Origin of the sequence: Kribbella sp. CA-245084 (genome assembly GCF_050942355.1) — a bacterium.
Lineage (GTDB): Bacteria > Actinomycetota > Actinomycetes > Propionibacteriales > Kribbellaceae > Kribbella.
Map to the genome: position 1 here is coordinate 7,517,404 of NZ_CP192053.1, position 25,700 is coordinate 7,543,103.

The following is a 25,700-nucleotide window of genomic DNA, read 5'->3' on the forward strand; positions in this document are numbered from 1 at the left end:
ATTGGTCCGGACCAATGAAGAGGACGTGCGAACGGGTCGACCGCGGGGTGAACCCGCGGCGAACAGTTGTGCGGATCCCCAGGCCATCACAATCGGCCAGGCTCGCCGCCCCAACCGCGTGCCGTCGCCCGGCCGCCGCGATTGTGATGGCCTGGGGATCCGCATCGCGGCGCTAGGGGCGCAGGGTGGCCCGGAAACCGACTCGGTCGCCCCGGTAGAGGGAGCGGACAGCCTCGATGGGGCGGCCGGTGGTGTCCCGGCTGGTGCGGTGGAGCAGGAGCATGGGGAGGGACTGGGTGGCCTTCAGGAGCTCGGCCTCGCGAGGGGTGGCGATGACGGTCTCGACCAGTTCCTCTCCTTCGCCGAAGCGAACCCCGAGCTGATCGGTCAGGCACCGGTACAGCGAGCCGGTCGGGTCCAGCACCTCTTTCAAGGTCGGGAAGCGCTCGACAGCGAGGTACGTCGTCTCGAGCCCGATCGGCTGCCCGTCCGCGAACAGCACCCGCTCCAGGCGGTGCACCGGCTCGCCCTCGGCGATGTCGAGCTTCTCCGCGAGTACGGCGTCGGCGGCGAGCTCATCGAAGTCCACGACCTCACGCGCCGGCGTGTGACCCTGTGCCCGGAGCGCCTCCGTGTAGCTCACCAGCGCGAGCGGCTGCACGAGCTTCGGCGTCGCGACGAACGTGCCCTGCCCCTGCCGAGCCCGCAGCCGCCCGTCCGCGATCAGCTCCCGGATCGCCTGCCGCATCGTCCACCGGGAGACCCCGAACTCCTTCGCAAGCACCCGCTCCGGCGGCAACGCCGCACCCTCGCCCAGGCCCTCGACCACTTCAACCAGCCGGGTCTTCACCACGAAATGCAGCGGAACGCTCACCCAACCGACTCTAGTCGAGCCCAGGCTCCACTTTCGGCCGCAACAAAAGTCGAGCCCCGGGCGGTAACCCGGGGCTCATGCGGATGGATGGACAGTTGGCGGAACTCAGCTGCCGGACTTGCGCCTGAACTGGCGCTTCTGCTTGTCGTTGTGCGCGTCGCCGACGCCCTGCCCACGCACTCCGGATCCCGGATGCGTGTGCTTCCCGGCGTTCTTCTTCTCGAGCGCGTCCCGGAACTTCTTCTGCAGATCGTCCGCCGGCTCGCTGGACTTGTCGCTCATACCGTCTCCTTCACAAACCGTCAGGCGTACGCACCCACGCTAACCGAGGGTGAAGACGAATCGCGAGTGGAATACCGGTGATCTCACCTGTGGAAAACCCCGGCTGCGGTCAGAGCGGCGCTGTTAAGTTCTCGGTACGCCGACGGAGGGACACGGAATGCTGGTGAGCAACGAGGCACTGCTGGGGATCGCGCTGGTCGAGCTCGGCCTGGTGATCGTGCCCGGGCCGAACATGATCTACCTCGTGTCCCGCTCGATCGCCCAGGGCCGTCGCGCCGGCCTGATCTCGCTCGCCGGGGTCGGCATCGGCTTCCTCGTGTACCTGCTCGCCGCGAGCGCCGGTCTCGCCACGCTGTTCGCTCTCGTCCCCGAGATCTACCTGACGCTGAAGCTCGCCGGCGCGGCCTACCTGCTGTGGCTCGCCTGGAACGCGCTCCGCCCCGGCGGTGCGTCGGTCTTCGCCACGCAGGAGCTGGAGCCCGACCGCCCTCGCAAGCTGTTCGGTATGGGCCTGCTGACCTGCCTGCTCAACCCGAAGATCGCGATTCTCTACATCTCGCTGCTCCCGCAGTTCCTCGACCCGTCCCGCGGTCATCTCGGTCTGCAGAGCCTGGTCCTCGGCCTCACGCAGCTCACGGTCGGTGTCGTCATGAACGCCGTCTTCGTCATCACCGCCGGTTCCGTCGCCGTGTTCCTCTCCAGCCGCCCGACCTGGATGCGCATCCACCGGTATGTCACGGGCACCGCCCTCGCCGTCTTCGCCGTCCGCCTGGCCACCGATCGCGCCCGCCCCCTCGCCTCGCACTGAGAACGGTCCGCGATCGCGCGAGTGGAGGGCCTTGCTAATTGATGTGCAGTAGCAGGATGCGTCCCGGATACTGCTGCGCGTGGTGATGCACGCGGGTCAACTGAGCGTGACGGTCGAGCTGGTCGAGGGACTGGTGCGCGAACAGTTTCCGGAGTGGAGCGGGCTCGCGGTCCGCTCGGTGTCGTCCCACGGGACGGTCAACGCGCTCTTCCGGATCGGCGACGACCTCGTGGCGCGGTTCCCGATCCTGCCCGGTGACGTCGCGGCGGTGCGAGCTGAGCTCGAGGACGAGGCCGATGCAGCGCGGCGGTTGCGGCGCATCTCGCCGTACCCGACTCCTGAGCCCGTTGCGATCGGGGCGCCGGGCCTCGACTATCCGCAGCCCTGGAGCGTTTACAGCTGGATCGACGGGACGATCGCGTACGACGCCGACGTAGCCGGATCGACCGCGTTCGCCGAGGACCTGGCGCGATTCGTGCTGGCGTTGCGCGCGGAGCCGACCGAGGGGCGCGTGTTCACCGGCTCGTGGCGAGGCGGCGTACTGACCTCACAGGACGAGTACGTCGCGGACGGGCTGGAGCGCAGCCGCGGCATGATCGACGTCGACGGACTCGCCCGGTTGTGGGCCGACCTCCGTACGACGCCGCGCACCGAGCCGGACACCTGGACCCATCGCGATCTCATGCCGGGCAACCTGCTCGTTCGCGACGGCCGACTCGCGGGCGTGATCGATGTCGGCACGTTCACCGTCTCCGACCCCGCGATGGATCTCCAGCCCGCGTGGAACCTGCTCGACCCGCCCGCACGCGCAGCCTTCCGTAGCGCGCTCGGCAGTGACGACGACGAATGGCGTCGCGGGATGGGCTGGTCGTTCGCGCAGGCCATCGGCTGCCTCTGGTACTACGTCGAAACCAACCCGGTCATGTCCCGTACCGCCCACCGCACCCTGACCGCGCTTCTCACTGCCGCCTAGCCACGAAGACCCACTCCTTGCCCGGCCGGTCCGGGGCCTCGCGTACGTCGTCCACCGCGAACCCGGCCGCAGCCAGCGAATCCTCGACCTCGCCCCGCTCCCGGAACCGCAACGTCGACTCCGACGTGAGTACGGCGCCATCCGCCGAGAACGCGTACGTACCCCGGAACGTCACGAACGGCAGGTCGACGCTGACCAGCTCGCTCCAGAACTCCACCGTCCCACCGCCCGGGACCGGCTGCACCTGATGCGTGGGCTCCGGCGTCCACTCCTCCCACTGCCGCCGCGCCGGATCCCGCGTCTCGAACACGAACCGCCCGTCCGGCTTCAACGCCGCATGTACGCCGTCCAGCGTCGCCGACCACTCCTCATCCGTCAGGAACACCTGCGCCACATTCCCCGTCATCACCGCAAGATCCACCTGCAGCGGCGGCAACGTCGTCGCATCCCCATGGATCCACCGCACCCGGTCCGCAAACTCCTTGCCCCGAGCAACCTCCAACGAGGCCTCCGCCGGATCTACTCCGACAACATCCACGCCAATCCGAGCCAGCCAGCAGGACAACTCCCCTGTCCCACACCCCACATCCAGCACTTGCCGCGCCCCGAACTCCTCCACCATCGCGACGTAATGCTCCAGATCCCCCCGCCCCGCATCCAGCGAGTCATAAATCTCCACCAACCGAGGCACCCCGAACAAAGCATCAACCATGCCCGCGACGCTAACCCGACCAACCGCAGCCCGGCGAGCGCATTTCGCGTACCTAGCGACAGGACGTAGATATGTACGTATAGGCCAGCCCACGCCTGAGCGCCGGCAGAATCACGGCCGGCGAGGGACTACTACCTGTCGTTACGCACGCTCACGACGTCGCACCGGTATATCGCCGCAACCCACGTCGCCATGCCAGCGCCGCCAACGCAGCCGCGCCGCCGGCCGCCAGCACCCCACCCACCAGCACTCCCATCCGCGGCCCGCGCAGCAGCGCGGCTGACGGGACCGAGGCGATCAGCGCCATCGGGAACACGTACGTGAGGATGACGCGGATCGGGCGCGCGAAGACGTCGGTCGGGTAGCGGCCCAGCTGCCACGCGGAGTGGAAGAACACGTCCAGCTGGAGCTTCGGCGCCCAGAACGCGAGGCATGCGAGCAGCACGCTCAACGCCCACGTGACGACCAGCCCTGCCACGACGAGCACCAGCCAACTGAGCACCCCGGCGACGCTCGGCGACTGACCAGCGATCCCCCACCCGAGCACCCCGAGGCCCAGCACGAACTGGATCAGTGCGAGCGGCGAGGACAACGACAGGCTGGCCAGGAACAGACTCGATGCCGGCTGCAACAAATACCCGTCGAGCTTTCCGTTCCGGATGCCGGTCTCCGGGAACCACGACAGGTTCGGATCGATGAACGTCCCCCGCAGTCCGGTGATCAGCTGGTACGTCCCGATCAGCACCAGGAACTCGGCCTTCGACCACCCCGCCAGGCTGTCCGCCCGCGTGAAAACGATCAGCACAGCCGCCACCGCCGTACCAAGGCCGGTAAAGGCCAGCAGCACGTCGAACACCAGGTTGACCCGGAACGCCACGCTCCGCCGCAGCGCCATAGAAAAACCCACACCCACGAGCCGGAGCAGCTTCACGATCCCACCGCCGTGTACCGCCGTACGCCGATCCGCCAAACGACCGTGACCACGACCACCAGCACCACCACCCAGATCAGTTGATAACCCAGCGAGCCGTTCCCGCTGCCGGCCGCGATCTCCGCCGGCAGACCGTTCATGCCGTAGAACGGCAGCACCTCGGCGACCCGGCGCCACGTATCCGGCAGCAGTGCGATCGGCGCCGCCGTACCGCCGAGCAGGAACGTCAACTGACTGCCGAAGCCCACGACCGCATGCACGCGATCGGTCCAGAACGCGGTCAGCGCAAGCAAGAACGTCCACAGGAACACGAGGACCGCGGCGAGCACGACGTACGGCGTACTGCGTAAGACCGCCGACCAGTCGAAGCCGACCTGCAACGCGATCCCGGTCAGCAGCACGATCGGTGCCCCGAGCAACGTCAGCCAGGCGCGGATCGCGAGGTTCATCCCGATGACGCCGATCACGACCGGCTGCGGACGGAGCAGTTCGTGGCTCAGGGTCCCGTCGTAGATGCGTTCGGAGAACGTGTGCTGCTCGAACGATTCCGTCATCAATGTCACGAGGATGACCGCGACGTAGTACCGCGCGATGGTCGGATCGTCCGGGTAGACGGCCGACCACACGAACAACCCGATCAGCGGCGCGACGACTGCCTGGACCACGAGCGTCAGCAGGAACCACCACGCGCCCGACCATTCCAGCACCTCCTGTCGGAGCCGGAATCCCAGCAGGACTGCGGTTCTCATCGCAGCCCCTCGCGGTAGGCCTGGTCGATGACCTTCTCCAACGGCGGTTCCTCCACGGCGAGATCCACGATTTCCATTGCCTGCAGCAACCGTCCCGTCGTCGCCGCCACCTCGTCGCGGGGCACCCGCAGTACCCACTGCCCGTCCGCCTTCTCGACCACCTCACCGAACGCGGTCGGATCCCCTTGGGTCGAGATCCGGATCAGCTTGTACGGCGACAACCGGGCGGACAGTTCCGCGAGCGGGCCGTCGTACTGGACCTTGCCGTGGTCGATGAGGATCAGGCGCGGGCAGAGGGATGCGACGTCGGCCATGTAGTGGCTGGTCAGGAGGACGGTCGCGCCGGTGTGCTCGACGTACTCCGAGACGAACTCGCGGATCTGGCTCGCGGCGCTGACGTCGAGGCCGATCGTCGGCTCGTCGAGGAACAGGACCTCGGGGCGGTAGATGAGCGCCATCGCGAGGCCGACGCGCATGCGTTCGCCGAGGCTGAGCGCGCGGAGTTGTCGTTCCAGCAGGGGTTCGAGGTCGAGGAGGGCTTCGAGATCGGCGAGGGTACGGCGGAATGTGGGGCGCGGGACGTCGTACAGCAGGCGCTGGTACTCGAGGGAGTCCATCACGGTCAGCTCCTGCGATCCGCCGACCGGCTGGCTGCCGCGGACGAACGCGATCCGCTTGAGGAACGACGAGCGACGCTGCCACGGGATCGTGTCGAGGACGCGGACGTCGCCGCCGGTCGGGTGCAGGATCCCGGAGAGGATCTTCATCGTCGTGGTCTTGCCGGCGCCGTTCGGACCGATGAAGCCGGACACCTGGCCCGGCGCGATCGTGAACGAGACCTGATCCAGGGCCTGGACGGTCTTGTACTCGCGTTTGACCAGCGAGCCGAGCGCGGCGCGGAGACCACCTTTGCGCACCGGAGCCTTGTAGGACATGGAGAGGTTTTCGACTTCGACGGCAGTCATGAGCCCGACGGTAGGAAGAAAAGACGCCCATTGATGGCTTATTTTCCTGAGATGATCGGTGCATGCGTGCCGAACGGCTCCTCCGCCTGCTGCTGCACCTGCAGACCCGCGGGCAGTCGACGGTCGCGCAGCTCTCCGCCGCGTTGGGGGTTTCGCCGCGCACGATCCAGCGCGATCTCGAGGTCCTGAGCCTCGCCGGCGTTCCCGTGTACTCGATCCGCGGGCGTGGTGGTGGGTGGACGATCCTGCCCGACTACCGCACGCGGATGACCGGCCTCACCCCGTCGGAAGTCATGTCCGTCTTCGTCGGCGCGACCGCGCACGTACTGGCCGATCTGGGCCTCGACGCTTCGAGCGATCAGGCCGTCACCAAGCTGATCGCGTCTCTGCCCGAAGGCACCCGCCGCGAAGCCGAGTACGCCCGCCAACGCCTCCTCATCGACCACGCCGGCTGGGACGACCGCCGCGAAACCCCACGCTGGCTGGACCTGTGCCGCGAGGCGCTGTGGGAAGAACTGCGCCTGGCGATCATCTATGCAGACGGCGTGGAACCGTTTGAAGTCTCGCCCTTAGGCCTGGTAGCCAAGGCCCGCACCTGGTACCTGGTAGCAGCCCGCACCGACGGCCGCCTCCGCACCTACCGCCTGTCCCGCCTCACCTCAGCCACGCTCACCCGCACCCCCTTCACCAGACCCCCCGACTTCGACCTGGCCACCTACTGGACCCAATCCCAACGAGAGTTCCAGGCCTCCCGCCCCTCCTACCCCATCACCCTAAAAGTCCGAGACCACGCCGTACGCCGCTTCCGCCCCACCCACCCCATGCTCCCCGCCCCCAACGGCTGGTGGATCCTCCACACCGACCTAGAAAACCCCCACGAAGCCTGCGCCGCAGTCCTATCCCAAGCCGGCGCCGCCATCGTCCTCGAACCCCCAGAACTAATAACCCTGGTCCGCGAGGCATCCCACCAGATCACAGAATCCCACTGACCTCAGCCCTGCTCGGTAGCGATCATGAAGTTGTAGCCGGCGAGCTCCACGACGAAGGACCGGACGCCCCATGGGCGTTGCTCGATCGGGCCTGGGTGTTGGTGGGCAGCGTGTACGTCGTCGATCGCGCCGGCCGGCACCTCGACGTACAACTGCACGCCCGCGCCGCGATGGTCGCGCGCCTCTGCCCGCAGGAACTGCTCCGAGTCCACCCCGAGCATCACCTGCCCACCGTGCAACTCCACAACAGCCATCGGATCACCCGAGTCCTTGGGAGTCGAGTACGCCAGCGTCCATCCGCTCGCCAGAAACTCATCAGCAGCCACATACGGATCCGACGTCGCCAAGATAGGAGTAAGCACGCACGACATCCTGCCGGAGATCGTCCCCGACGACATCGACATCGCCCGCACCCCGCTCGACCTGCAGCTCCTGCGGCGCGCGATCGCCGACAAACAGTCCGAGATCCCCGACGTGCCAGTCCCCGACCAACTACGACGGCTGCTGACCTAGGTAGGCACTGTGCACGTCGGACCAGAGTTCGCTGAGGGTTTCGGTGAGGTCGGTCAGGCGGTCCAGCTCTTCGCGGTCGTCGCCGGCTGCGGTCCGGAGGTTGCTGTACGCCTCGGCGTTGAACTCGGCAGCAGCGGCCGCGACCGCGCCGGCCAGGCGGGCCAGGTCCACCCTGGGAAGATCCGCACGCAAAGCACTGACGTAAGCGGCTTCGGCGCGGTCGTATGCGTCTTCGAGCTGTTGCAGGTCTGCCATGGCAGTAAGTCCTACACGTTGAAGCGGAACTCCACGACGTCGCCGTCTTGCATGATGTAGTCCTTGCCTTCTATGCGGACCTTGCCGGCGGAGCGGGCGGCGGTCATGGTGCCGGCGGACATGAGGTCGTCGTACGAGACGATTTCGGCCTTGATGAAGCCGCGCTGGAAGTCGGTGTGGATCACGCCGGCGGCCTCGGGGGCGGTGGCGCCGCGCTTGATCGTCCAGGCGCGGGATTCCTTGGGGCCGGCCGTCAGGTACGTCTGCAGGCCCAGCGTGTCGAAGCCGACTCGGGCCAGTACGTCGAGACCCGGCTCCTCGATGCCCATCTCGGAGAGCATCTCGCGGGCCTCGTCCTCGTCGCCGAGCTCGACCAGCTCGGCCTCGAACTTCGCGTCGAGGAAGATCGCCTCGGCCGGCGCGACCAGGTCCCGCATCTGCTGCTTCAACGGTTCGTCGGCGAGTTCGTCGGCGTCGCAGTTGAAGACGTACAGGTACGGCTTGGCGGTCATCAGCATCAGCTCGCGGATCGCGTCGCGGTCCACGTCGGTCGCGATGACCGGCGTACCGGCCTCGAGGTGCTTCTGCGCCTCGCGGACCGCGTCGAGTACGGCGACCGACTCCTTCTTCAGCCGGGCTTCCTTCTCCAGCCGCGGGATCGCCTTCTCGACGGTCTGCAGGTCGGCGAGGATCAGCTCGGTCTGGATCGTGGAGATGTCGTCGGACGGCGAGACCTTGCCGTCGACGTGGGTGACGTCGTCGTCGCGGAACACCCGGGTCACCTGGCAGATCGCGTCCGACTCGCGGATGTGGCTGAGGAACTTGTTGCCCAGCCCCTCACCCTCCGACGCGCCGCGGACGATACCGGCGATGTCGACGAACTGGACGGTGGCGGGGATCACCTTCGCGGAGTCGTACAGCTCGGCCAGCTTGCCCAGCCGTGCATCCGGTACGCCGACCACCCCGACGTTCGGCTCGATGGTCGCGAACGGGTAGTTCGCGGCGAGCACGTCGTTCTTGGTCAGCGCATTGAACAGGGTGGACTTGCCCGCATTGGGGAGCCCGACGATTCCGATGGTGAGTGCCACGGGCGTCAAGGTTACGCGGCGAACACCGAAGTACCCCAATCGTCAGAGTACGAAGGCCTCCAGCGAGGCGCCGTACCAGCGCTCCACCCGGCCCAGCGATCGCATCCCCAACCGCCCGCACACCGCCAGCGAGGCGACGTTGTCCGGCCGGACGACCGCGTAGATCTCGCCCACGCCCGCCTTGAAACCGTGCGAGATCGCGCCCCGCGCCGATTCGGTCGCCAGCCCGCGGCCCCACGCGTCGGGATGGAAATGCCACCCGACCTCGACCTCCCCGCGGCTCGCGCTCCCGTCCGACGGCTCGGGCAGCGGCACCAGCAGTACGGTCCCTGCAACCGTTCCGGTGAGCCGCTCCTCGACCGCCCAGACGCCGTACGTCGCGTCGCGGTTGCGCTCGTTCCAGCGCGCGATCGTGCGCCCAGCTGCGTCACGATCCGCCATCACCCGCGGCGAGGCGCCCAGCCAGCGCGACACCTCCCACCGCCGATAGATGTCGAACACCCGGTCCCCGTCCGTGTCCACCCAATCGCGCACCACCAGCCGGTCGGTCTCGTACACAATCTTCGGATCCATCGCGACACCTCCCCAACCGTTCATTTATCGGTCCCAACCAGCAGCGGGCAAGCGACGTCTCCACTCTGTGACCACTTGGACGGATCGCATCGGGATTCCCTCACGCTTCGTGTTCGCCTGGCTGCAATTCCTGCGGTTCGGCTGCCTGGAACTGGTGTCCTGCCTGTTCCCGGCGTTCCTGTTCGCGGGCCTGGCCATCTCGAAGTACGTCGACCTGCCGATCGCCCGGTACGACGCTTTGCTGATCTATTGCATCGGCCTGACCCTGCTGTTCTGGGTGGTTCGCCTGGAGACCTGGCGTGAGGTCGCGGTGATCTTCGGGTTCCACCTGGTCGGCCTCGGGCTGGAGCTTTTCAAGGTCCGCGTCGGCTCGTGGCAGTACCCGGGCGACGCCGTGACGAAGATCGCCGGCGTACCCCTGTTCGCCGGATTCATGTACGCCGCGGTCGGCAGCTACCTGTGCCAGGCGTGGCGACGGTTCGACCTCCGGGTCAGCAATTATCGCCCGTTCCTGACCACGATCTTCGCGGTGCTGATCTACGCGAACTTCTTCACCCACCAGTGGCTCCCCGACCTGCGCATCCCGATCGCGCTCGGTCTGCTGATCGTCCTCAGAAAGACCTGGGTCTTCTTCACCGTCGGCGTACGCCGGTACCGCATGCCGCTCGCGGTCTCGTTCGCGCTGATCGGATTCTTCTTGTGGATCGCCGAGAACGCCGGCACGTTCCTCGACGCGTGGAACTACCCGGACCAGGTCAACGTGTGGCATCTCGTGCACCCCGCGAAGTTCGGCGCGTGGTCGTTGCTGGTCAGCATGAGCTTCGTGCTGGTCGCCAGTGTGAAGTCGCTCGAGGGCCGCCTCTACCACCGTGGCACGACCGCAACAGTCGAGATAGCACCGCAACATCACAACGCCAACCCTGCTGACGGGTAAGGCGTCTTCAAGGGTGTGAGGCTCCTGAGGGGGAGCTGTTGCTGGGGAACAACCGCCCGATTTGCAAGGGGAGCATGATGTCGCGAAAGCTTGCCGCCTTCGTCGCGACCGGTGTGGCGCTGGCCGTCGTCGTCGGGTCGCTACTGGTTCTGGCGCTCGGCCATCAACGCCAGCCGGAACCGACCGCGGCAACCACGCAGACCTCGACGTCGACCACGCCGTCGCCGACACCGACCGACACACCGACGCTGAACGCACCGCCGTCGACACCGCGCAAGCCGGCGCCGAACCCGACAGCAGCCCTTGCTACAGGCAACAAAAAGGTGCTGTTCTTCAGCTTCGACGACGGTCCGGACCCGCTCTGGACGCCGAAGGTGCTGCAGGTGCTCGCGAAGTACGGCGCCCACGCGACATTCTTCGAGCTCGGCGCGATGCAGACCGCGCACCCGGGTCTACGCGAGCAGGTGCTTGCCGCCGGCAACACGATCGGCAGCCACTCGATCACGCATCCGCAGCTGACCGCGATCACGCCGGCCCGGCGGCATCACGAGATCTTCGACGGCCCGCAGTCGACCTGCTTCCGCCCGCCGTACGGCGCGTCGAACCCGAAGGTCCGCGCCGACATCAAAGCGGCCGGGATGGTCCAGGTGCTCTGGGACGTCGACCCGCGCGACTGGGCCCGCCCGGGGACGAACGCGATCGTGCACAACATCATGACCCACGCGCACAACCACAACATCATCCTGATGCACGACGGCGGCGGCAACCGTGCGCAGACCGTCGCGGCCCTCGACAAGGTCCTTTCGTTGCTGAAGGCCCAGGGCTACAGCTTCCCAGCCATGGACTGCTGACCGCCGGCGGCGCAGAATGCGCCATGGATGCTTCCCGGGAGCTACAACGTCTGGCCAGCGGGTACCAGGTGACTCAGGCGATCCACGTCGCCGCCCGGCTGGGAATCAGCGACCTGCTCGCGACCAGCCCGAAGAGCCTGTCCGAGCTCGCCACGGCGACCAACGCCGACGAAGAGGCGCTGGCCCGGCTCATGCACGCGCTCACCGCACTCGGCCTCTACAGGGTCGACGGCGACGCCTTTACCAACACCGAGCTCGGCGAGGGCCTGCGGGTCGACGCGCCGCGCTCGGTCGCCGGCTGGGCCCGGTTCATCGGCACCGGGTCGCACTGGGAGGCGTACACCGGGCTCGAAGAGAGCATCCGCACCGGCGAGACGGCCTTCCCCGCCGTGCACGGGGAGCCTGTGTGGGAGTACCGCGCCAAGCATCCGGACGAGCAGGCGGCATTCGACGCGGCCATGACGTCCAGGTCGGATGCGGTGGCCGATGCGGTCCCCGCGGCGTACGACTTCAGCCGCTACGGCACCGTCGTCGACATCGGCGGAGGCCGCGGGCGGTTGCTGACCAGGATCCTCGAGCGCAATCCGTCGGTCAGTGGGGTGTTGTTCGACCAGCCTGACGTGGTGGCGGGTGCGGACGACCTGCTCGCGGCATCCGGTGTCGCGGCGCGCTGCAAAGTCGTCGGTGGCAACTTCTTTGAGAGCGTCCCGGCAGGTGACGCGATGGTCCTGAAGTCGGTGATCCACGACTGGGCGGATGCCGAGTCGATCGAGATCCTCCGCACCTGCCGCCGCGCGCTGCCCGCGGACGGCCGCGTACTCCTCGTGGAGCAACTCCTGGACCGGTCCCCCGACCCCCTCAGTACGGCGTTCTCCGACCTCAACATGCTGATCATGACCGGCGGGCGGGAGCGCACCACCGATCAGTACGAGGCGTTGTTCGCCGCGGCCGATCTCCGTCTCAGCGACGTCGTACCCACGGCCGGACAGTCGTTCATCATCGAGGCGACACTCCGACACCAGGCGTAGTTTTCAGAAACTGTCGGTGGGCTTCGGCACTATCAGTGACATGTCCGGTACGACGGTGTTGTTGGTGCTGCTCTTCCTCGCGGTGGGGCTGCTGCTGGGTGCTGCGTTCGGCGTGTTGTGGGTGCGCGGGCGCGACGGCGCCAAGCTCGCCCGGATCACGGCCGAGCGGGACGCGGCCGAGGATCGTGTGGTCGAGCTGACGCAGGAGCGGACGTCTGTCGGCCAGCAGATGGGCGGGCAGGCCGTCGTCAAGGATGCGCTCGATCGCCTGCACGCACAGCTGAATCAGCTCGAGAAGGGCCGGGCCGCCTGGCAGAGCCAGCTGCATCAACAGGTCAACGAGGTGCGCATGAGCGGCGAGGCCCTCAGGCGCGAGACGGCATCGTTGTCGACCGCGCTGCGAAAACCCCAGGTCCGTGGACGATGGGGCGAGCTGCACCTGCGGCGGACGGTCGAGCTGGCCGGCATGGTCGCGCACTGCGACTTCACCGAGCAGACGACGACGTTCGGCGAGGACGGCGTCCTGCGGCCTGACCTGGTCGTGAGGCTTGCCGAGGGCAAGAACATTGTCGTCGACTCGAAGGTGCCGCTGGCCGCGTTCCTCGATGCGAGCGAGTCCGATGAAGCGGAGTTCCGTGAGGATCGATTGCGTGCGCATGCTCGCCATCTGCGGACGCATGTCGACCAGCTGGCGTCGAAGGCGTACTGGACGCGGCTGTCGCCGTCGCCCGAGTTCGTCATCCTGTTCATGCCCGGTGAGTCGTTCCTATCCGCAGCGCTCGACACGGAGCCTTCCCTGCTCGAGTACGCCGCTGAGCGCCGCGTGATCCTGGCGACGCCGACGACGCTGATCGCGACGCTGCGGGCGGCGGCGTACGCGTGGAACCAGTCGGCGTTGACCGAGTCTGCGCAGCAGGTGTTCGAGCTCGGCCGCGAGCTGTACGAGCGGCTCAGCACGATGGGCGAACACCTCGGCCGGGTCGGTCGATCGCTCACGTCCGCGGTCGAGGCCTACAACGGGACGGTTGGTTCGTTCGAGCGCCGCGTCTTCATCACCGCGCGCAAGCTCCGCGATCTGCACGTCACCGAGTCCGAGCTCACCGCGATGGAGTCGATCGAGGCCTCCGTCCGCCCGCTCACCGCGCTCGAGTTCCTCGCCATCGAGGACCCGCAGCCCACCAGACACTGGCCACCCACGCAGGCCGGGTAGATGTTCCGGACGGTGATCGTCCGGAACCCCGGATAGCCTCCACGCCATGGACATCCTCACCGGACCACCGGTCGCCGGCTCGGAAGCCGACACGCTGCTGGGTGCGCTCGAACGCAATCGCCGTACCTTCGCGTGGAAATGCGGTGGATTGGACGCGGCCGGGCTGACCAAGCAGCACCCGCCGTCGACGGTGACGTTGGGCGGACTGCTCAAACACCTCGCGCTGGTCGAGGACGAGTACTTCACCGGCCGGCTGCTTGGCCGGGAGCTTGGCGCCCCGTGGGACGCGGTCGACTGGGATGCCGACCCGGATTGGGAATGGCACAGTGCAGCGGAGGACTCGCCCGAGGAGCTCATGGCGTTGTGGGAGGCGTCCGTCGAGCGCTCCCGCTTGGCAGTCGCCGAGGCGCTTGCCGCTGGCGGCGCCGACCAGCTGGCCCGATGGGCCGGGCGCGACGGGAGCTCGCCGAGCCTGCGCTACATCCTCGTCGACCTGATCGAGGAGTACGCCCGCCATACCGGCCACGCCGACCTGATCCGGGAATCCATCGACGGCCTCACCGGAGAAGGTGTTCCCCAGTCCTAATTGTCGGAAAGCCGACAGTGGTGGGCCGTTGACAGTCGGTGGTCACCTCACGACACGATGAGAGCGCTCTCTCGGGGGGCCGACGTGAGGAGGAACCATGCGGTTCAGAACGCGAATGCTGGCTGTCGTCGCGGCCGCCGCGACCGTGGCCGGCGTCTTGTCGGCGCACGCGGACCGGCCGGCGGATGCTGCCGTGCCGGCGACGATCCCGTTGACGATCACGAACAACTCGGGCCGCGGCGACGCCGTGTACATCTACAACCTGGGCACGAACCTGGCGACCGGTCAGCAGGGCTGGGCCGATGCGAGCGGCACATTCCACGCCTGGCCGGCCGGCGGCAATCCGCCGACGCCGGCTCCGGACGCGTCGATCGCCGGACCGGGCAACGGCCAGTCCGTCACGATCCAGATGCCGAAGTTCTCCGGCCGGGTGTACTTCTCGTACGGCCAGAAGCTCGTGTTCAAGCTGACCACGGGCGGCCTGGTGCAGCCCGCCGTACAGAATCCGAGCGACCCCAACCGGAACATCCTGTTCAGCTGGTCGGAGTACACGCTCAACGACGGCGGCCTGTGGATCAACAGCACCCAGGTCGACATGTTCTCCGCGCCGTACGCCGTGAGCGTCAACGGGAACACGACCGGCCACCTCAAGGCGGGCGGCTACAACGCGGTCTACAACGCACTCAACGCCAGCGGTTGGGGCGGCTTGATCCAGAAAGCACCCGACGGTTCGGTACTGCGAGCACTCTCCCCGCTGTACGGCGTCGAGACCGGCGCGCTGCCGGCGAGCGCGATGGACGACTACATCAACCGCGTCTGGTCGAAGTACAGCTCGGAGACGCTGACGGTCACGCCGTTCGGCGACCAGCCCAACACGAAGTACTTCGGCCGCGTGTCCGGCAACGTCATGAACTTCACCAACACGTCCGGCTCGGTCGTTACGTCGTTCCAGAAACCGGACTCGGCCAGCGTGTTCGGCTGCTTCAACCTGCTCGACGCACCGAACGACCAGGTCCGCGGTCCGATCTCCCGCACGCTCTGCGCGGGTTACAACCGCTCCACGCTGCTCAGCAACCCCAATCAACCCGACGCCAGCGACGCGAACTTCTACCAGGACGCGGTCACCAACCAATACTCCAAGAACATCCACGCCCAGATGGCCGACGGCCGCGCCTACGGATTCGCCTTCGACGACGTCGGCAACCACGAGGCTCTCGTCCACGACGGCAACCCGCAGCAGGCCGGCCTGATCCTCGATCCGTTCAACTGAGGCTTGACTCCTTGCTTCGTTAGTGGCAACTTACCGTTCGTGGGAACTTACGGATCACTCGAAGCGGCGGGACCGGTGCTGGATGCGCTCGGGGACCCGACGCGCCGGGTGATCCTCGAGACGCTGCGGACGGGCGGGCCGTGCTCGGTCGGTGTTCTGGCCGAGCGCGTGCCCGTCAGCCGTCCCGCGATCTCGCAGCACCTGAAGGTGCTCGGGGCGGTCGGTCTGGTGCGGCACGAGTCGCGCGGCACCAGGAACATCTACCGCGTCCACCAGTCCGGTCTCGACGAGCTGCGTAGCTGGCTCGACCGGTTCTGGGGCCACGCGCTCGATGCGTACGCCGACCACGTCAGGCGGACCGAGGAGGAACGGAAATGAGAGTGGAGCAAGACATCTCACCGTTGGTGAAGACCATTGTGGTGCCGGTCGGCGTCGAGCGGGCGTTCGAGGCATTCACCGCGGAGACGTCGGCGTGGTGGCCGCTGTTCAGCCACTCGGTCGGCGAGGCCGCGGCGAACGAGGTCCGTCTCGAAGGCGCTGTCGGCGGCCGCATCGTCGAGTACGGCGCCGAGGGCGAGCTTGCGACCTGGGGCACTGTGTCGGACTGGGATCCGCCGACAACGGTCGGCTTCAGCTGGCACCCGGGCGGCGATCCGACCGAGGCCGGTCAGGTGACCGTCACGTTCACGCCGACTTCCGACGGCACAGAAGTACAGCTGGTCCATTCGGGCTGGGAACGTCGCGGCGACGGGGCCCGCGCCCGCCTCGGCTACGACACGGGATGGGATTACGTGCTGGGCAAATACGTGGAGTTCGTCTGATAGTTGGCAGATGACAGCTCCCGTTGACGCTCGCGCTCTGGAAGCCTCGCTGCGGCCGCATGGTGAATCGGTCATGTTGCCGCGCGAGGCGTACACCGATCCCGCCGTGCTCGCTTGGGAACGCCGGCATTTCTTCGCCGGTACGTGGACCTGCCTCGGCCGCGTCGACGAGCTGTCCGACGGTACGACGCAACGCGAGGTGACCGTCGGCGATATCGCGACGATCGTGACGTTCGGCGAGCGACCGCGGGCGTTCGCGAACACGTGCCGGCATCGCGGTCACGAGCTGCTGCAGCGCGACGAGACGAGCGAGCGGCGTGCAGTCGTGTGCCCGTATCACGGGTGGTCGTACGAGCTCGACGGCTCGGTGAAGGCGGCACCGCGGATGGGCGACGCCTTCCATACCAAACCGTATGGTCTGGTCGAATTGCCGGCCGAGGTCTGGCAGGGCTGGCTGTTCGTGAACGCGACCGGTACGGCGACCTCGTTCGCGGATCACGTCGGCGGCCTGACCGAACTGGTCGCGCCGTACGCGCCGGAATCCCTTGTCCTAAAGGCGCGCCACGCGTACGACGTCGCGTCGAACTGGAAGACGATCGTGGAGAACTACCACGAGTGCTACCACTGTCCGCTGATCCACCCCGAGCTGTGCAAGGTGTCGCCGCCGACGTCGGGCGACAACTGGAACCTTCCCGGCGCGTGGGTCGGCGGGCTGATGGATCTGCGACCGGACGCCGAGACAATGTCGCTCGACGGCCGGTCCCACGGGGTGCAGCTCGAAGGCATCGATCCGCGACGGGTGAACTACCTCGGCCTGTTCCCCAACCTGCTGATCTCGCTACACCCCGACTACGTGATGACGCATCGCATGGAGCCACGTACGCCGAGCCTGACCGCGATCGAGTGCTCCTGGTACTTCCGGCCCGAGGTCAAGGACCCGTCGTACGCCGTGGAGTTCTGGGACATCACGAACCGCGAGGACTGGGCCGCGTGCGAATCTGTCCAGCGCGGTGCCGAGTCCCCGCACTTCCGACCGGGTCCACTGGCACCCGCGGAGGACGCTGTCTACCAGTGGGTGACGATGCTTGCCCACGGCTACCTCGGCAAACCCCTCAGTACCCCAGCGTGAAGCGCTGCTTGTTGTGCGTCGGCTGCTCGAGTTCGTTGATCAGGGCAACCGCGTAGTCCTCGGCGGAGATGTGCTCGCCGATCGGCTCGTCCTGGCCGAGGCGGAACACGCCGGTGCGCTCACCCGGAGCGATCACGAGGGCCGGGGACAGCATGGTCCAGTTCACGTCGCTCGCCCGTAGGGTCTCAAGTGCCTGCGATACGGTCAGCGACTCGTTCTTGTACTCCGCAGGGAAGTCCGGGCTGTCCACCACACGGTTGCCGTCGACAACCAAGCTGCCGGCGCCGCCGACCACGATCAACCGGGTCGCCGTCCCCTGTACCGCGGCGATCAGGTTGCGGACCGCGTCCAGGTAGTCCTGGTGGTCGCCGCCGGTCCGGCTCGGCCCGATCGCCGCGACCAGCGCGTCCGAGCCGGCCGCAAGCTCCTTGGCCGAAGCGATGTCGTCAGCGTTCGCCTGCACCGCGCGGACGTCGGCCGGCAGTTCGCCGCCCGACCGGGTGACGCCGGTCACCTCGTGGCCGCGGCTCGCCGCCTCAGCCGCGACGCGGCTCCCGACCATGCCACTTGCTCCGTACACCGCGATCTTCATCTTTGCTCCAGTCTGTTGATCTGAGGTCGACGGTATCTATTGGTAACTGGCAACTTCAACGTGCTATAAGTACCTTGTGGTAACCAAAGGGAACGTGTTCGACCCGAACTGCCCGACCCGGGTGATCCTGGACCGGATCGGCGACAAGTGGACGGTGCTCGTCGTCCTGCTGCTGCGCGACGGCCCGCTCCGCTTCACCGAGCTCCGCGACGGCATCGGCCGGGTCGCGCCGAAGGTCCTGACCCAGACCCTGCGCCGGATGGAGCGCGACGGCCTCGTCAGCCGCGAGGTCTTCGCCGAGATCCCGCCCCGCGTCGTCTACACGCTCACCCCGATGGGCGCGTCCCTGATCGAGCCGATCAGCGTCCTGACCGACTGGGCCGAGACGCACATGCCGGCGATCAGCAAGGCGCAAACGCAGTACGACGCGGTCTGAACATCACAAGCTCCGCACTGTCGGATTACAGCTCAACCTTTCGGAACCCTTGTCTCATCACACTCCTGACCGGGATGAGACAAGGGGTGTGGGATGGATCCAGGACGGGATCGGGAGTTCGCGGACTTCGTGGACGGACGGTTCACAGCGCTGCAACGGTTCGGGTACTTGCTGACCGGGGAGTGGCATCTGGCCGAGGACCTGGTGCAAACCTCACTCACCAAGGTGTGGTTCCACCGGAACTCGTTGCGCAGCGGCAATGCGCTGGAGAGCTACACCCGCACGGTCATGGTGAACACCAGCACCCAATGGTGGCGCCGCAAGTGGAAGGGTGAGACTCCGACCGAGCATCTCCCCGAGCCCGCAACGCAGTCCTCGGGGCAGTCGGAGTACGGCGTCGTGGACGACCGCGATCTGTTGCTCAGGGCACTCGCCACGCTCCCTCGCCGTACTCGCGCAACGCTGGTCCTGCGGTACTTCGAGGACCTGCCCGAGGCCGAGATCGCCCAGATCATGGGCTGTTCGCTCGGCACCGTGAAGAGCAACGTCTCCCGCGGGCTGGCCAAGCTCCGCGAGCATCACCTGGTCGCCGCCGTCTCCGCCCCTGCCCAGAAGGAGGGCTGAGTCATGACCGAAGACCTGAAGACCCAGTTCGACCAGCTCGTTGCGGACCCCCCGCCCCCGAGCGCCGTACCGAGCGAGGCCGTGTTCGCCCGAGTCCGCACGGTACGCCGCCGCCGCACCGCCGGCGTGATCACCGTCGCCGCCGCCGGCGTACTCGCAATAGCCCTTGCCCTGGGCAACGTCACCAACATCGGCGGCGCCCCACCAGTCACCAACACCCCAGGCGCCCCCAAGTCGGTCATCACCGGCCCGCCAACCGTCGCCCCCAAACCGCCACCACCCATCAAGGTCCTACTGAAGCCCTCGATCAAGGGACGGACGGTAGAGATGACCGTCACGGTGTCCGGGAAGGCATTCGTGCCGACGGCAATCCCCGAAGGCACGCTGCTGACGGAGGACTCGTTCATGAACCTGTCCAGCGGCACAACCTTTGCCTACGGCGACGGCGACCAGAGCGGCTCCGACGGCGGTTCGATCGACTGCACCCGAAAGAGGCTGAAGGTGGGTTCGGAGACGTACGTCATCCCGGAGACGCACGTCTACAAGAAACCGGGAACGTACAAGTTCACGTACACGATCAGCTACTGCGGCACGAAGGGCTGGTTCCCCACCACCGCGACCACGCAGTTGGTGGTCAGATAGTCCAGGCGTGGTCGGAGGTGCCGGTGGTGGGGAGGCCGGCTGCTTTCAGGTCGGTGCGGAGGTCGCGGGGGAGGGCGAAGGTGAGGCTCTCCTCCGCGGTGGTGACTTCGCGTACGTCGCCGTAGCCGCGCTCGGCGAGCCAGCGCAGTACGTCGCGGACCAGCACCTCCGGGACGCTGGCGCCGCTGCTGACGCCGACCGAGTCGACGCCCTCGAGCCAGGCTTCGTCGATCTCGTCGGCGTAGTCGACCAGGTAGCCGGCCTTCGCGCCGTACTCGAGCGCGACCTCGACCAGGCGTACCGAGTTCGACGAGTTGCGGGAGCCGACCACGATCATCAGGTCGGCTTCCGGGGCCAGCTTCTTGACCGCGACCTGACGGTTCTGCGTGGCGTAGCAGATGTCGTCGCTCGGCGGGTCCTGCAGGCTCGGGAACCGCTCGCGCAGGCGGCGTACCGTCTCCATCGTCTCGTCGACGGAGAGCGTGGTCTGGGACAGCCAGACGACCTTCTCGGGGTCGCGGACGGTGACATTCGGTACGTCGTCAGGCCCGTCGACGAGGTGGACGTGCTCCGGGGCCTCGCCGGACGTGCCGATGACCTCTTCGTGACCCTCGTGGCCGATCAGCAGGATGTCGTAATCGGTCGCGGCGAACCGCTTCGCCTCATGGTGGACCTTCGTCACCAGCGGGCAGGTCGCGTCGATCGTCTTCAACTGCCGCGCGGCCGCCTCCTCGTGCACCACCGGGGCGACGCCGTGCGCGGAGAAGATCACCGTCTCCCCCTCCGGCACCTCGGAGGTCTCGTCGACGAAGATCGCGCCGCGCTTCTGCAGCGTCTGTACGACGTACTTGTTGTGCACGATCTCCTTGCGCACATACACCGGCGGCCCGTACAGATCGAGCGCCTTCTCCACCGCCACGACGGCCCGGTCCACGCCCGCGCAGTACCCCCGCGGCGCCGCAAGCAGCACCCGCTTGGTCTCTACGGCGGTCGTCGTACCGAGGTCCTCAGGCTGGCCAGTCACGGTCCCCATCGTACGGGCCGGGGCTAACGCCGCAGGCGGGCGCCGGACGTCCGCGCTCTGACCTTGTGAGCAGCATCACGACAAGAAACGCAAGGAGCCGTCCGCCCTGTCCGGACGGCTCCCCCGTGGGAGGTGTTACCAGCACGTCAAGTATCTGTCCTGGAGCCCTTACCCACAAAGGATTTTCCATCTGCCCAGGACTGGATCGCGGCGAAGTCCGTTGAGGTCAACCCAATGCGAGCATCCACTGGATAGATCAGCTGATGGTCGGCTGTGAACTCCGTTTCATCCGCCTCGTCGTCCACCCAGACGAACGGACGATCGCCTACCCATTCGGCGATGTACAGCGTCTTCCAGGAACCCTGGCGTACCGGTCGGCGATCGGGCCAGGTGATTGTCGGCAGCTCGGGCAGGCCGAGGCGAGGTCCGAGGAGGCGGTTGGCGCCGTGTTCCCAGCTGCTGGCCCAGACCAGGTCGAAGGTGTTCGCGAGTGCGTTGAGTTCCACGCCGTGCTGCTGGTTGAGGAGCACCCGCCACGTCTTCGAGCCTTCCGTGATCTCGTGCCGCTCGTAGCCCGGTGGGATTCCGTCGGCGTGGTGCGGGTTGAGCGGGCCGTCGAAATCCAACAGCAAGAGTGGGCGCATTACTCAACGTTAGGGTTTGTCGGTGGTGGGCCGTAGGGTCTGGGGCGTGGCTTTGGAGACGTCGCCGGAAGCACCCGCGGCCGTTCGCACGATCGCGAACGGTATTGCCGGCTGGATCAACCAGCTCGGCGCCGTGTGGGTCGAGGGGCAGCTGACGGACGTCTCGATCGGGCGCGGGACGACGACGGTTTTCGGCACGCTGCGGGACACGGACGCGGACATCTCGCTCCGGTTCACCTGCAATCGGCGGGTGTTCGAGACGGTCGAAGTACATGACGGCTCGCGGGTTCTCGTGCACGCCAAGCCGAACTTCTTCGCCCGCCGCGGCACGCTCGCGCTCGCCGTCAGCGAGATCCGCCACGTCGGCATCGGTGAGTTGCTCGCGCGGATCGAGCGGTTGAAGCAGTTGCTCGCGGCCGAGGGCCTGTTCGAGCCGTACTGGAAGAAGAAGCTGCCGTTCCTCCCCGACACGATCGGCCTGATCTGCGGGCGCGACTCGGCGGCGGAGCGCGACGTGCTCGAGAACGCTAAGCGGCGTTGGCCTGCGGTCGCGTTCCGGATCGAGTATGCGTCGGTGCAGGGTCCGTCGGCGGCCGGCGAGGTGATGACGGCGCTGCGGAAGCTCGACGCGGATGACTCGGTCGAGGTGATCGTGATCGCGCGTGGCGGCGGTTCTTTGGAGGACCTGCTGCCGTTCTCGGACGAGGGGCTGATCCGGGCTGTTTCGAAGACCAGTACGCCGGTGGTGAGCGCGATCGGGCACGAGCCGGATTCGCCGCTGCTCGACCTGGTCGCGGACCTGCGCGCGTCGACGCCGACCGACGCGGCGAAGCGGATCGTGCCCGACGTACGCGAGGAGCTGGACGGCGTGCGGCTGCTGCGCGAGCGCGGCCTGCGCGCGATCAGGTCCTGGCTGGATCGGGAGACGCATGCGCTGGCGGCGATCCGTTCGCGTCCGGCGCTGGCGGCGCCCGTCACGGATCTGCAGCGACGCTCCGACGAGGTCGCCGCGCTGATCGAGCGCAGTCGCCGTACGCTGACGCATCGGCTGGATCGTGCGAGCGACGACATCACGCACCGGCTGGCCAGCGTGCGGGCGTTGTCCCCGAAGGCGACGCTGGAGCGCGGGTACTCCGTGCTGCAACTGGCGGATGGCACCGCCGTACGGGAAGTGGCGCAGGTGGCGCCCGGTGACGTGCTGCAGGCACGCGTCACCGACGGCCGCTTCGCGGTCGAAGTCAAGTCCGAGGAGAACAAGTGAGCGCCGACCGACCCGAGATGACGTATGAGCAGGCCCGCGAGGAACTCGTCGAGGTAGTCCGCAAACTGGAAGCCGGCGGCACCAGCCTGGAAGAATCCCTGGCCCTGTGGGAACGCGGCGAAGAACTAGCCACCACCTGCCAACGCTGGCTGGACGGCGCCCGCGAACGCCTGGCCAAAGCCCAAGCCACCCACGAAGAAAAGCCCAACTGACCACGCTTATATGTTGCCGTCGCCAACGATCGGGTCGTCGGGTACGCCGGGGTCGGGCCCGAGCGTGATCCGTCGGCACCACCGAACACCGGGGAGCTGTACGCCCTGTTCGTCCACCCCTCACACTGGGGCACCGGCGCGGGGCGAGCACTCGCCGACGCCGCTTGCGCGGACCTCCGTGATGCCGGCTGCGTGAACGTGTGGTTGTGGGTGCTGGAGGCAAACACCCGAGCGCGCCGGTTCTACACGACGTACGGCTTCGTCGAGACCGGCGATCGGACCCACTCCTCGCTGAACGACCTGCCGGAACTCAGGCTGGCAGCAAGGCTTTAGCTACCGCGCGGAGACCGGACTTCATCCGCTCCAGGTCGAAGCCTTGGGTGCGGAGGGCGTGGTGGAGGTCGGCTGCCAGGGGGGCTAGAAGGGCGTGGGCGGTGTAGTCGGCGTCGAGGGTGGGGTGGGCTGCTTCGATGAGGTGGGACAAGTGGCGGTGCCAGAGGTGGTACGAGCCGATTCGGTAGCGGGCGCCGTCTGAGGCGTTCTCGCTGTCCATGAAGAGTTCTACGTGGCGGTCCAGGAGATCCAGGTAGGCGTCGAGGAACGCCGTCACGCGGAGGAGTGGCGGCGCGCCGGGGCCGAGCGGGGGCGGGCCGCTGAGGATCTTCGCCTGGAGTTCCTGTTCGCGTTCGTCCAGTAGCGCGACCGACAGTCCTGCACGGTCGCCGAACCGGCGGAAGACCGTGCCCTTCCCCACGCCTGCCTCCGCGGCGATCGCGTCGAGGGAGACGTTCTTCACCCCGTGCTCGGTGAACAGCCGGTCGGCCGCCTCCAGCACGCGCAGCCGGTTGCGCCGGGCGTCCGCACGCTCCGGGCGCGGTTCACCGACCACCGGCAGACCCCGTTGTGAAGCGGACTGCGGTCCGGTACTGTCGTTCATAAGACGGACTGTAGTCCGCTAAGCCTTCAGGAGGAAGCACATGAGCACGACACCTGGCACCGCGACCGTCGCGGTTGCGTATCACTCGGGTTATGGGCACACCGCGAAGCAGGCGGAGGCGGTCGCGGCGGGAGCCGCGGCGGTGCCGGGGACCGTGACGGAGCTCGTTCCGCTCGATGAGCTGACCGAGGACGTGTGGGAGCGGCTGACCGCGGCGGACGCGATCATCTTCGGCGCGCCGACGTACATGGGGAGTCCGAGTTGGGTGTTCAAGAAGTTCGCCGAGGAGAGCGTGCGGATCTGGGCGGCCGACCTCGGCTGGCGGGACAAGATCGCAGCGGGGTTCACCAACTCCAAGGCGATGTCCGGCGACAAGCTGAACAGCCTGGTCGACCTGGCCGTGTTCGCCGCGCAGCACGGGATGATCTGGGTCGGCCTGGACATCTACCCGGGCTGGGCCGAGAGCACCGCGAGCATCGAGGACCTCAACCGCCTCGGCAGCTGGATGGGCGCAATGGCCCAGTCCGACGCAGACCTCTCAGCCGAGAAGGCTCCCCCAGCCACCGACCTCCGTACGGCGGCCGCACTCGGCGCTCGCGTCGCAACGGTGACGCACCGACACCTACGAGGAGCGCAGGCCGCATGAGCGGGGCCGTCTGATGGCGTGGCTCGTGCTGCTCGCCGCGGCGGCGTTCGAGATCGCGTTTGCGCTCAGCCTCAAGCCGAGCGAGGGTTTCAGCCGGTTGTGGCCGACGGCCGGCGTCCTGGTGTTCGGCGTGATCTCGGTTGTGCTGCTCGCGAAGACCCTCGATCGGCTGCCGGTCGGTACGGCGTACGCGATCTGGACCGGGCTCGGATCGGTCGGCGTGGTGACGCTCGGCATCATCCTGTTCAACGAGCCTGCCACTCCCGCGCGGCTCGGGTGTATCGCGCTGATCGTCGCCGGCATCGTCGGCCTCCGCCTGGCCGGCGCCGAGTAGGCGTGGACCTGCACCACTGATCAACCCGCCGTCACGGCCGGTCAGCGCCGTCTGCTGAGCGTGCGGGCGAGCGCAGCCAGGCACTTGATCAGTGCCGGAGATCCGCGCGATCAGCTGGTGGCGTGGCGTCGGCGGCGCGGATGAGTAGCGAGCGGGATCGGGTGCGTATCGAGCGGCAGTTCCTCGGCGGCGACGGCCCCGCCCGAGATCATCTCGTGGTACGACGCCCACGTCGTCGCCCGCGGCGGAATGTTGCCGATGGCATCGACCTTGGTGACGGGGTGGGCGCCGTTGTGGATCGGGTTCCACAGGTCGGAGTCGCTGCGCAGCCCGCGGAGCTCGCCGAACAGCTCCCGGCCGAACCAGCACGGGTAGCTCTCGCCGTCGTCGTACCGCGTGACACCGATCGGTGTCGCCGCCTCGGCGACCAGTGACCACACGGCCGCCGAGGTGATCCCCGGCTGATCACCGAGCAGTACGACGATGCCGTCCGCGCGCCGGTCGACCGCGTCGAGAGCCGGCACGATCGACGAGCTGTCGGTGTCGGAGTGCGGCGACTCGACCACGCGGACCCCGTCCAGGTCGATCCGGTCGTGAATCTGCTCGGACGCGCTGCCGAGCGTCACGACCAACTGGTCGAATCCGCAGTCCCGCGCCGATTCCAACGACGAGCTGAACAGAGTGCCGCCCTGATACGCCAACAATTGCCAGGGAGCGCCGAGATGCGGTGAGCCATTTGCGCCCAGCAGGAGGCCCGTCACGAACATCGCCGGATCAACTCCCCACCTGGGACGGCGTGAGCATGGT

General features: G+C 67.5%; 35 protein-coding genes and 1 pseudogene. 21 read left to right on the top strand and 15 right to left on the bottom strand.

Annotation, left to right across the window (positions count from 1 at the left end):
* Positions 1-172: 172 nt before the first annotated feature.
* A complete protein-coding gene (locus ACQPYH_RS35700) occupies positions 173-874 on the bottom strand; it encodes a GntR family transcriptional regulator (protein WP_432880659.1) in 702 nt (233 codons plus the stop codon).
* A 105-nt stretch (positions 875-979) separates the two neighbouring features.
* The gene (locus ACQPYH_RS35705; protein WP_157997005.1) at positions 980-1,156 is read right to left on the bottom strand and encodes a DUF5302 domain-containing protein; all 177 of its coding nucleotides are present in this window, start codon (positions 1,154-1,156) and stop codon (positions 980-982) included.
* Between the two features lie 157 nt (positions 1,157-1,313).
* Between ACQPYH_RS35705 and ACQPYH_RS35710 the strand changes: the two genes are divergently transcribed.
* A complete protein-coding gene (locus tag ACQPYH_RS35710; RefSeq protein WP_432880662.1) occupies positions 1,314-1,964 on the top strand; it encodes a LysE family translocator in 651 nt (216 codons plus the stop codon).
* An 85-nt stretch (positions 1,965-2,049) separates the two neighbouring features.
* Positions 2,050-2,937 carry an aminoglycoside phosphotransferase family protein gene (locus tag ACQPYH_RS35715; protein WP_432894564.1) on the top strand — a complete coding sequence of 296 codons (888 nt, stop codon included), beginning with the start codon at positions 2,050-2,052 and terminating at the stop codon, positions 2,935-2,937.
* On the opposite strand, the gene ACQPYH_RS35720 is transcribed toward ACQPYH_RS35715, so the two are convergent.
* From ACQPYH_RS35720 to ACQPYH_RS35735, 4 genes are all read right to left on the bottom strand, one after another.
* Positions 2,924-3,649: a class I SAM-dependent methyltransferase gene (locus ACQPYH_RS35720; protein WP_432880665.1), complete on the bottom strand. Its 726-nt coding sequence runs from the start codon at positions 3,647-3,649 to the stop codon at positions 2,924-2,926. The genes ACQPYH_RS35715 and ACQPYH_RS35720 overlap by 14 nt on opposite strands.
* Positions 3,650-3,800: 151 nt before the next feature.
* Positions 3,801-4,544: an ABC-2 family transporter protein gene (locus tag ACQPYH_RS35725; protein ID WP_432880667.1), complete on the bottom strand. Its 744-nt coding sequence runs from the start codon at positions 4,542-4,544 to the stop codon at positions 3,801-3,803.
* A 32-nt stretch (positions 4,545-4,576) separates the two neighbouring features.
* Positions 4,577-5,329, bottom strand: a complete 753-nt coding sequence (locus ACQPYH_RS35730) for an ABC-2 family transporter protein (protein ID WP_432880669.1) — start codon at positions 5,327-5,329, stop codon at positions 4,577-4,579.
* Positions 5,326-6,294 carry an ABC transporter ATP-binding protein gene (locus ACQPYH_RS35735; RefSeq protein WP_432880672.1) on the bottom strand — a complete coding sequence of 323 codons (969 nt, stop codon included), beginning with the start codon at positions 6,292-6,294 and terminating at the stop codon, positions 5,326-5,328. Before ACQPYH_RS35735 ends, ACQPYH_RS35730 begins: the two co-directional genes overlap by 4 nt.
* Positions 6,295-6,356: 62 nt before the next feature.
* Here ACQPYH_RS35735 and ACQPYH_RS35740 point away from each other — a divergent pair, with 62 nt between their 5' ends.
* Positions 6,357-7,283, top strand: a complete 927-nt coding sequence (locus tag ACQPYH_RS35740) for a helix-turn-helix transcriptional regulator (RefSeq protein ID WP_432880674.1) — start codon at positions 6,357-6,359, stop codon at positions 7,281-7,283.
* A gap of 2 nt (positions 7,284-7,285) precedes the next feature.
* Here the strand turns inward: ACQPYH_RS35740 and ACQPYH_RS35745 are convergent, their stop codons facing one another.
* Positions 7,286-7,537, bottom strand: coding sequence for a hypothetical protein (locus tag ACQPYH_RS35745; protein ID WP_432880677.1), 252 nt, complete (start codon positions 7,535-7,537; stop codon positions 7,286-7,288).
* A gap of 16 nt (positions 7,538-7,553) precedes the next feature.
* Here ACQPYH_RS35745 and ACQPYH_RS35750 point away from each other — a divergent pair, with 16 nt between their 5' ends.
* Complete coding sequence (locus tag ACQPYH_RS35750; RefSeq protein WP_432880679.1) at positions 7,554-7,796, top strand: hypothetical protein; 243 nt, start codon at positions 7,554-7,556, stop codon at positions 7,794-7,796.
* Here the strand turns inward: ACQPYH_RS35750 and ACQPYH_RS35755 are convergent.
* The 3 genes from ACQPYH_RS35755 to ACQPYH_RS35765 are packed head-to-tail and all read right to left on the bottom strand — an operon-like array spanning position 7,776 to position 9,712.
* Positions 7,776-8,051: a hypothetical protein gene (locus ACQPYH_RS35755; protein ID WP_432880681.1), complete on the bottom strand. Its 276-nt coding sequence runs from the start codon at positions 8,049-8,051 to the stop codon at positions 7,776-7,778. The genes ACQPYH_RS35750 and ACQPYH_RS35755 overlap by 21 nt on opposite strands.
* Positions 8,052-8,062: 11 nt before the next feature.
* Positions 8,063-9,139: a redox-regulated ATPase YchF gene (gene ychF / locus ACQPYH_RS35760; protein WP_432880683.1), complete on the bottom strand. Its 1,077-nt coding sequence runs from the start codon at positions 9,137-9,139 to the stop codon at positions 8,063-8,065.
* Positions 9,140-9,181: 42 nt separating this feature from the next.
* The gene (locus tag ACQPYH_RS35765) at positions 9,182-9,712 is read right to left on the bottom strand and encodes a GNAT family N-acetyltransferase (RefSeq protein WP_432880686.1); all 531 of its coding nucleotides are present in this window, start codon (positions 9,710-9,712) and stop codon (positions 9,182-9,184) included.
* A gap of 67 nt (positions 9,713-9,779) precedes the next feature.
* Between ACQPYH_RS35765 and ACQPYH_RS35770 the strand changes: the two genes are divergently transcribed.
* From ACQPYH_RS35770 to ACQPYH_RS35810, 9 genes are all read left to right on the top strand, one after another.
* Positions 9,780-10,646: a DUF817 domain-containing protein gene (locus tag ACQPYH_RS35770; RefSeq protein WP_432880689.1), complete on the top strand. Its 867-nt coding sequence runs from the start codon at positions 9,780-9,782 to the stop codon at positions 10,644-10,646.
* Between the two features lie 77 nt (positions 10,647-10,723).
* A complete protein-coding gene (locus ACQPYH_RS35775; protein ID WP_432880692.1) occupies positions 10,724-11,497 on the top strand; it encodes a polysaccharide deacetylase family protein in 774 nt (257 codons plus the stop codon).
* A 23-nt stretch (positions 11,498-11,520) separates the two neighbouring features.
* Positions 11,521-12,525: a methyltransferase gene (locus ACQPYH_RS35780; RefSeq protein ID WP_432880695.1), complete on the top strand. Its 1,005-nt coding sequence runs from the start codon at positions 11,521-11,523 to the stop codon at positions 12,523-12,525.
* Positions 12,526-12,565: 40 nt separating this feature from the next.
* The gene (locus ACQPYH_RS35785; RefSeq protein ID WP_432880697.1) at positions 12,566-13,735 is read left to right on the top strand and encodes a DNA recombination protein RmuC; all 1,170 of its coding nucleotides are present in this window, start codon (positions 12,566-12,568) and stop codon (positions 13,733-13,735) included.
* Positions 13,736-13,781: 46 nt separating this feature from the next.
* Positions 13,782-14,321, top strand: a complete 540-nt coding sequence (locus ACQPYH_RS35790) for a DinB family protein (protein WP_432880700.1) — start codon at positions 13,782-13,784, stop codon at positions 14,319-14,321.
* A gap of 97 nt (positions 14,322-14,418) precedes the next feature.
* Complete coding sequence (locus tag ACQPYH_RS35795) at positions 14,419-15,591, top strand: glycoside hydrolase family 64 protein (RefSeq protein WP_432880702.1); 1,173 nt, start codon at positions 14,419-14,421, stop codon at positions 15,589-15,591.
* Between the two features lie 39 nt (positions 15,592-15,630).
* Positions 15,631-15,969 (top strand): ArsR/SmtB family transcription factor, encoded by a 339-nt coding sequence (locus tag ACQPYH_RS35800; protein ID WP_432880705.1) that lies wholly within the window; start codon positions 15,631-15,633, stop codon positions 15,967-15,969.
* On the top strand, positions 15,966-16,412 hold the full coding sequence (locus ACQPYH_RS35805; RefSeq protein WP_432880707.1) for an SRPBCC domain-containing protein: 447 nt from the start codon (positions 15,966-15,968) through the stop codon (positions 16,410-16,412). Before ACQPYH_RS35800 ends, ACQPYH_RS35805 begins: the two co-directional genes overlap by 4 nt.
* Positions 16,413-16,422: 10 nt before the next feature.
* On the top strand, positions 16,423-17,541 hold the full coding sequence (locus ACQPYH_RS35810) for an aromatic ring-hydroxylating oxygenase subunit alpha (protein ID WP_432880710.1): 1,119 nt from the start codon (positions 16,423-16,425) through the stop codon (positions 17,539-17,541).
* Here the strand turns inward: ACQPYH_RS35810 and ACQPYH_RS35815 are convergent.
* Positions 17,525-18,133, bottom strand: a complete 609-nt coding sequence (locus tag ACQPYH_RS35815) for an NAD(P)-dependent oxidoreductase (protein ID WP_432880712.1) — start codon at positions 18,131-18,133, stop codon at positions 17,525-17,527. The genes ACQPYH_RS35810 and ACQPYH_RS35815 overlap by 17 nt on opposite strands.
* A gap of 76 nt (positions 18,134-18,209) precedes the next feature.
* On the opposite strand from ACQPYH_RS35815, the gene ACQPYH_RS35820 reads away from it, so the two are divergent.
* The 3 genes from ACQPYH_RS35820 (at position 18,210) to ACQPYH_RS35830 (ending at position 19,835) form a co-directional block, all read left to right on the top strand.
* Positions 18,210-18,569 carry a winged helix-turn-helix transcriptional regulator gene (locus ACQPYH_RS35820; RefSeq protein ID WP_130440258.1) on the top strand — a complete coding sequence of 120 codons (360 nt, stop codon included), beginning with the start codon at positions 18,210-18,212 and terminating at the stop codon, positions 18,567-18,569.
* A 93-nt stretch (positions 18,570-18,662) separates the two neighbouring features.
* On the top strand, positions 18,663-19,193 hold the full coding sequence (locus tag ACQPYH_RS35825) for a SigE family RNA polymerase sigma factor (RefSeq protein ID WP_432880716.1): 531 nt from the start codon (positions 18,663-18,665) through the stop codon (positions 19,191-19,193).
* A gap of 3 nt (positions 19,194-19,196) precedes the next feature.
* Positions 19,197-19,835 carry a hypothetical protein gene (locus ACQPYH_RS35830; RefSeq protein WP_432880719.1) on the top strand — a complete coding sequence of 213 codons (639 nt, stop codon included), beginning with the start codon at positions 19,197-19,199 and terminating at the stop codon, positions 19,833-19,835.
* Here the strand turns inward: ACQPYH_RS35830 and ACQPYH_RS35835 are convergent.
* Together ACQPYH_RS35835 and ACQPYH_RS35840 are read right to left on the bottom strand one after the other, a co-directional pair.
* On the bottom strand, positions 19,828-20,868 hold the full coding sequence (locus ACQPYH_RS35835) for a 4-hydroxy-3-methylbut-2-enyl diphosphate reductase (RefSeq protein ID WP_432880721.1): 1,041 nt from the start codon (positions 20,866-20,868) through the stop codon (positions 19,828-19,830). The two genes, ACQPYH_RS35830 and ACQPYH_RS35835, sit on opposite strands and share 8 nt — an antisense overlap.
* Positions 20,869-21,005: 137 nt before the next feature.
* Entirely contained in the window at positions 21,006-21,503 is a 498-nt protein-coding gene (locus ACQPYH_RS35840) for an HAD domain-containing protein (protein WP_432880724.1), read from the bottom strand.
* Between the two features lie 46 nt (positions 21,504-21,549).
* Here ACQPYH_RS35840 and xseA point away from each other — a divergent pair, with 46 nt between their 5' ends.
* The 3 genes and pseudogenes from xseA to ACQPYH_RS35855 all read left to right on the top strand — a co-directional run.
* Entirely contained in the window at positions 21,550-22,764 is a 1,215-nt protein-coding gene (gene xseA / locus ACQPYH_RS35845; protein ID WP_432880727.1) for an exodeoxyribonuclease VII large subunit, read from the top strand.
* A gap of 17 nt (positions 22,765-22,781) precedes the next feature.
* Positions 22,782-22,976 (top strand): exodeoxyribonuclease VII small subunit, encoded by a 195-nt coding sequence (locus tag ACQPYH_RS35850; protein ID WP_329006069.1) that lies wholly within the window; start codon positions 22,782-22,784, stop codon positions 22,974-22,976.
* Between the two features lie 63 nt (positions 22,977-23,039).
* A pseudogene (locus tag ACQPYH_RS35855) lies at positions 23,040-23,309 on the top strand (GNAT family N-acetyltransferase); the annotation flags it as partial.
* Here ACQPYH_RS35855 and ACQPYH_RS35860 read toward each other — a convergent pair.
* The gene (locus ACQPYH_RS35860) at positions 23,287-23,913 is read right to left on the bottom strand and encodes a TetR/AcrR family transcriptional regulator (RefSeq protein ID WP_432880730.1); all 627 of its coding nucleotides are present in this window, start codon (positions 23,911-23,913) and stop codon (positions 23,287-23,289) included. The pseudogene ACQPYH_RS35855 and the gene ACQPYH_RS35860 sit on opposite strands and share 23 nt — an antisense overlap.
* A gap of 40 nt (positions 23,914-23,953) precedes the next feature.
* Between ACQPYH_RS35860 and ACQPYH_RS35865 the strand changes: the two genes are divergently transcribed.
* Together ACQPYH_RS35865 and ACQPYH_RS35870 are read left to right on the top strand one after the other, a co-directional pair.
* Complete coding sequence (locus ACQPYH_RS35865; RefSeq protein ID WP_432880732.1) at positions 23,954-24,559, top strand: flavodoxin family protein; 606 nt, start codon at positions 23,954-23,956, stop codon at positions 24,557-24,559.
* 13 nt (positions 24,560-24,572) lie between these two features.
* On the top strand, positions 24,573-24,893 hold the full coding sequence (locus tag ACQPYH_RS35870) for a DMT family transporter (RefSeq protein WP_432880735.1): 321 nt from the start codon (positions 24,573-24,575) through the stop codon (positions 24,891-24,893).
* Between the two features lie 110 nt (positions 24,894-25,003).
* Here the strand turns inward: ACQPYH_RS35870 and ACQPYH_RS35875 are convergent, their stop codons facing one another.
* The gene (locus tag ACQPYH_RS35875; protein WP_432880738.1) at positions 25,004-25,660 is read right to left on the bottom strand and encodes a nucleotidyltransferase family protein; all 657 of its coding nucleotides are present in this window, start codon (positions 25,658-25,660) and stop codon (positions 25,004-25,006) included.
* Between the last annotated feature and the right edge of the window lie 40 nt (positions 25,661-25,700).

Coding starts and splice junctions, on each gene's coding strand:
- ACQPYH_RS35870 (WP_432880735.1), top strand. CDS start 24,573: ATGGCGTGGCTCGTGCTGCTCGCCGCGGCGGCGTTCGAGATCGCGTTT.
- ACQPYH_RS35865 (WP_432880732.1), top strand. CDS start 23,954: ATGAGCACGACACCTGGCACCGCGACCGTCGCGGTTGCGTATCACTCG.
- ACQPYH_RS35785 (WP_432880697.1), top strand. CDS start 12,566: ATGTCCGGTACGACGGTGTTGTTGGTGCTGCTCTTCCTCGCGGTGGGG.
- ACQPYH_RS35850 (WP_329006069.1), top strand. CDS start 22,782: ATGACGTATGAGCAGGCCCGCGAGGAACTCGTCGAGGTAGTCCGCAAA.
- ACQPYH_RS35815 (WP_432880712.1), bottom strand. CDS start 18,133: ATGAAGATCGCGGTGTACGGAGCAAGTGGCATGGTCGGGAGCCGCGTC.
- ACQPYH_RS35790 (WP_432880700.1), top strand. CDS start 13,782: ATGGACATCCTCACCGGACCACCGGTCGCCGGCTCGGAAGCCGACACG.
- ACQPYH_RS35840 (WP_432880724.1), bottom strand. CDS start 21,503: ATGCGCCCACTCTTGCTGTTGGATTTCGACGGCCCGCTCAACCCGCAC.
- ACQPYH_RS35810 (WP_432880710.1), top strand. CDS start 16,423: ATGACAGCTCCCGTTGACGCTCGCGCTCTGGAAGCCTCGCTGCGGCCG.
- ACQPYH_RS35710 (WP_432880662.1), top strand. CDS start 1,314: ATGCTGGTGAGCAACGAGGCACTGCTGGGGATCGCGCTGGTCGAGCTC.
- ACQPYH_RS35735 (WP_432880672.1), bottom strand. CDS start 6,294: ATGACTGCCGTCGAAGTCGAAAACCTCTCCATGTCCTACAAGGCTCCG.
- ACQPYH_RS35765 (WP_432880686.1), bottom strand. CDS start 9,712: ATGGATCCGAAGATTGTGTACGAGACCGACCGGCTGGTGGTGCGCGAT.
- ACQPYH_RS35725 (WP_432880667.1), bottom strand. CDS start 4,544: ATGGCGCTGCGGCGGAGCGTGGCGTTCCGGGTCAACCTGGTGTTCGAC.
- ACQPYH_RS35825 (WP_432880716.1), top strand. CDS start 18,663: ATGGATCCAGGACGGGATCGGGAGTTCGCGGACTTCGTGGACGGACGG.
- ACQPYH_RS35775 (WP_432880692.1), top strand. CDS start 10,724: ATGTCGCGAAAGCTTGCCGCCTTCGTCGCGACCGGTGTGGCGCTGGCC.
- ACQPYH_RS35720 (WP_432880665.1), bottom strand. CDS start 3,649: ATGGTTGATGCTTTGTTCGGGGTGCCTCGGTTGGTGGAGATTTATGAC.
- ACQPYH_RS35740 (WP_432880674.1), top strand. CDS start 6,357: ATGCGTGCCGAACGGCTCCTCCGCCTGCTGCTGCACCTGCAGACCCGC.
- ACQPYH_RS35805 (WP_432880707.1), top strand. CDS start 15,966: ATGAGAGTGGAGCAAGACATCTCACCGTTGGTGAAGACCATTGTGGTG.
- ACQPYH_RS35705 (WP_157997005.1), bottom strand. CDS start 1,156: ATGAGCGACAAGTCCAGCGAGCCGGCGGACGATCTGCAGAAGAAGTTC.
- ACQPYH_RS35745 (WP_432880677.1), bottom strand. CDS start 7,537: ATGGCTGTTGTGGAGTTGCACGGTGGGCAGGTGATGCTCGGGGTGGAC.
- ACQPYH_RS35715 (WP_432894564.1), top strand. CDS start 2,050: ATGCACGCGGGTCAACTGAGCGTGACGGTCGAGCTGGTCGAGGGACTG.
- ACQPYH_RS35860 (WP_432880730.1), bottom strand. CDS start 23,913: ATGAACGACAGTACCGGACCGCAGTCCGCTTCACAACGGGGTCTGCCG.
- ACQPYH_RS35730 (WP_432880669.1), bottom strand. CDS start 5,329: ATGAGAACCGCAGTCCTGCTGGGATTCCGGCTCCGACAGGAGGTGCTG.
- ACQPYH_RS35835 (WP_432880721.1), bottom strand. CDS start 20,868: ATGGGGACCGTGACTGGCCAGCCTGAGGACCTCGGTACGACGACCGCC.
- ACQPYH_RS35780 (WP_432880695.1), top strand. CDS start 11,521: ATGGATGCTTCCCGGGAGCTACAACGTCTGGCCAGCGGGTACCAGGTG.
- ACQPYH_RS35830 (WP_432880719.1), top strand. CDS start 19,197: ATGACCGAAGACCTGAAGACCCAGTTCGACCAGCTCGTTGCGGACCCC.
- ACQPYH_RS35795 (WP_432880702.1), top strand. CDS start 14,419: ATGCGGTTCAGAACGCGAATGCTGGCTGTCGTCGCGGCCGCCGCGACC.
- ACQPYH_RS35875 (WP_432880738.1), bottom strand. CDS start 25,660: ATGTTCGTGACGGGCCTCCTGCTGGGCGCAAATGGCTCACCGCATCTC.
- ACQPYH_RS35755 (WP_432880681.1), bottom strand. CDS start 8,051: ATGGCAGACCTGCAACAGCTCGAAGACGCATACGACCGCGCCGAAGCC.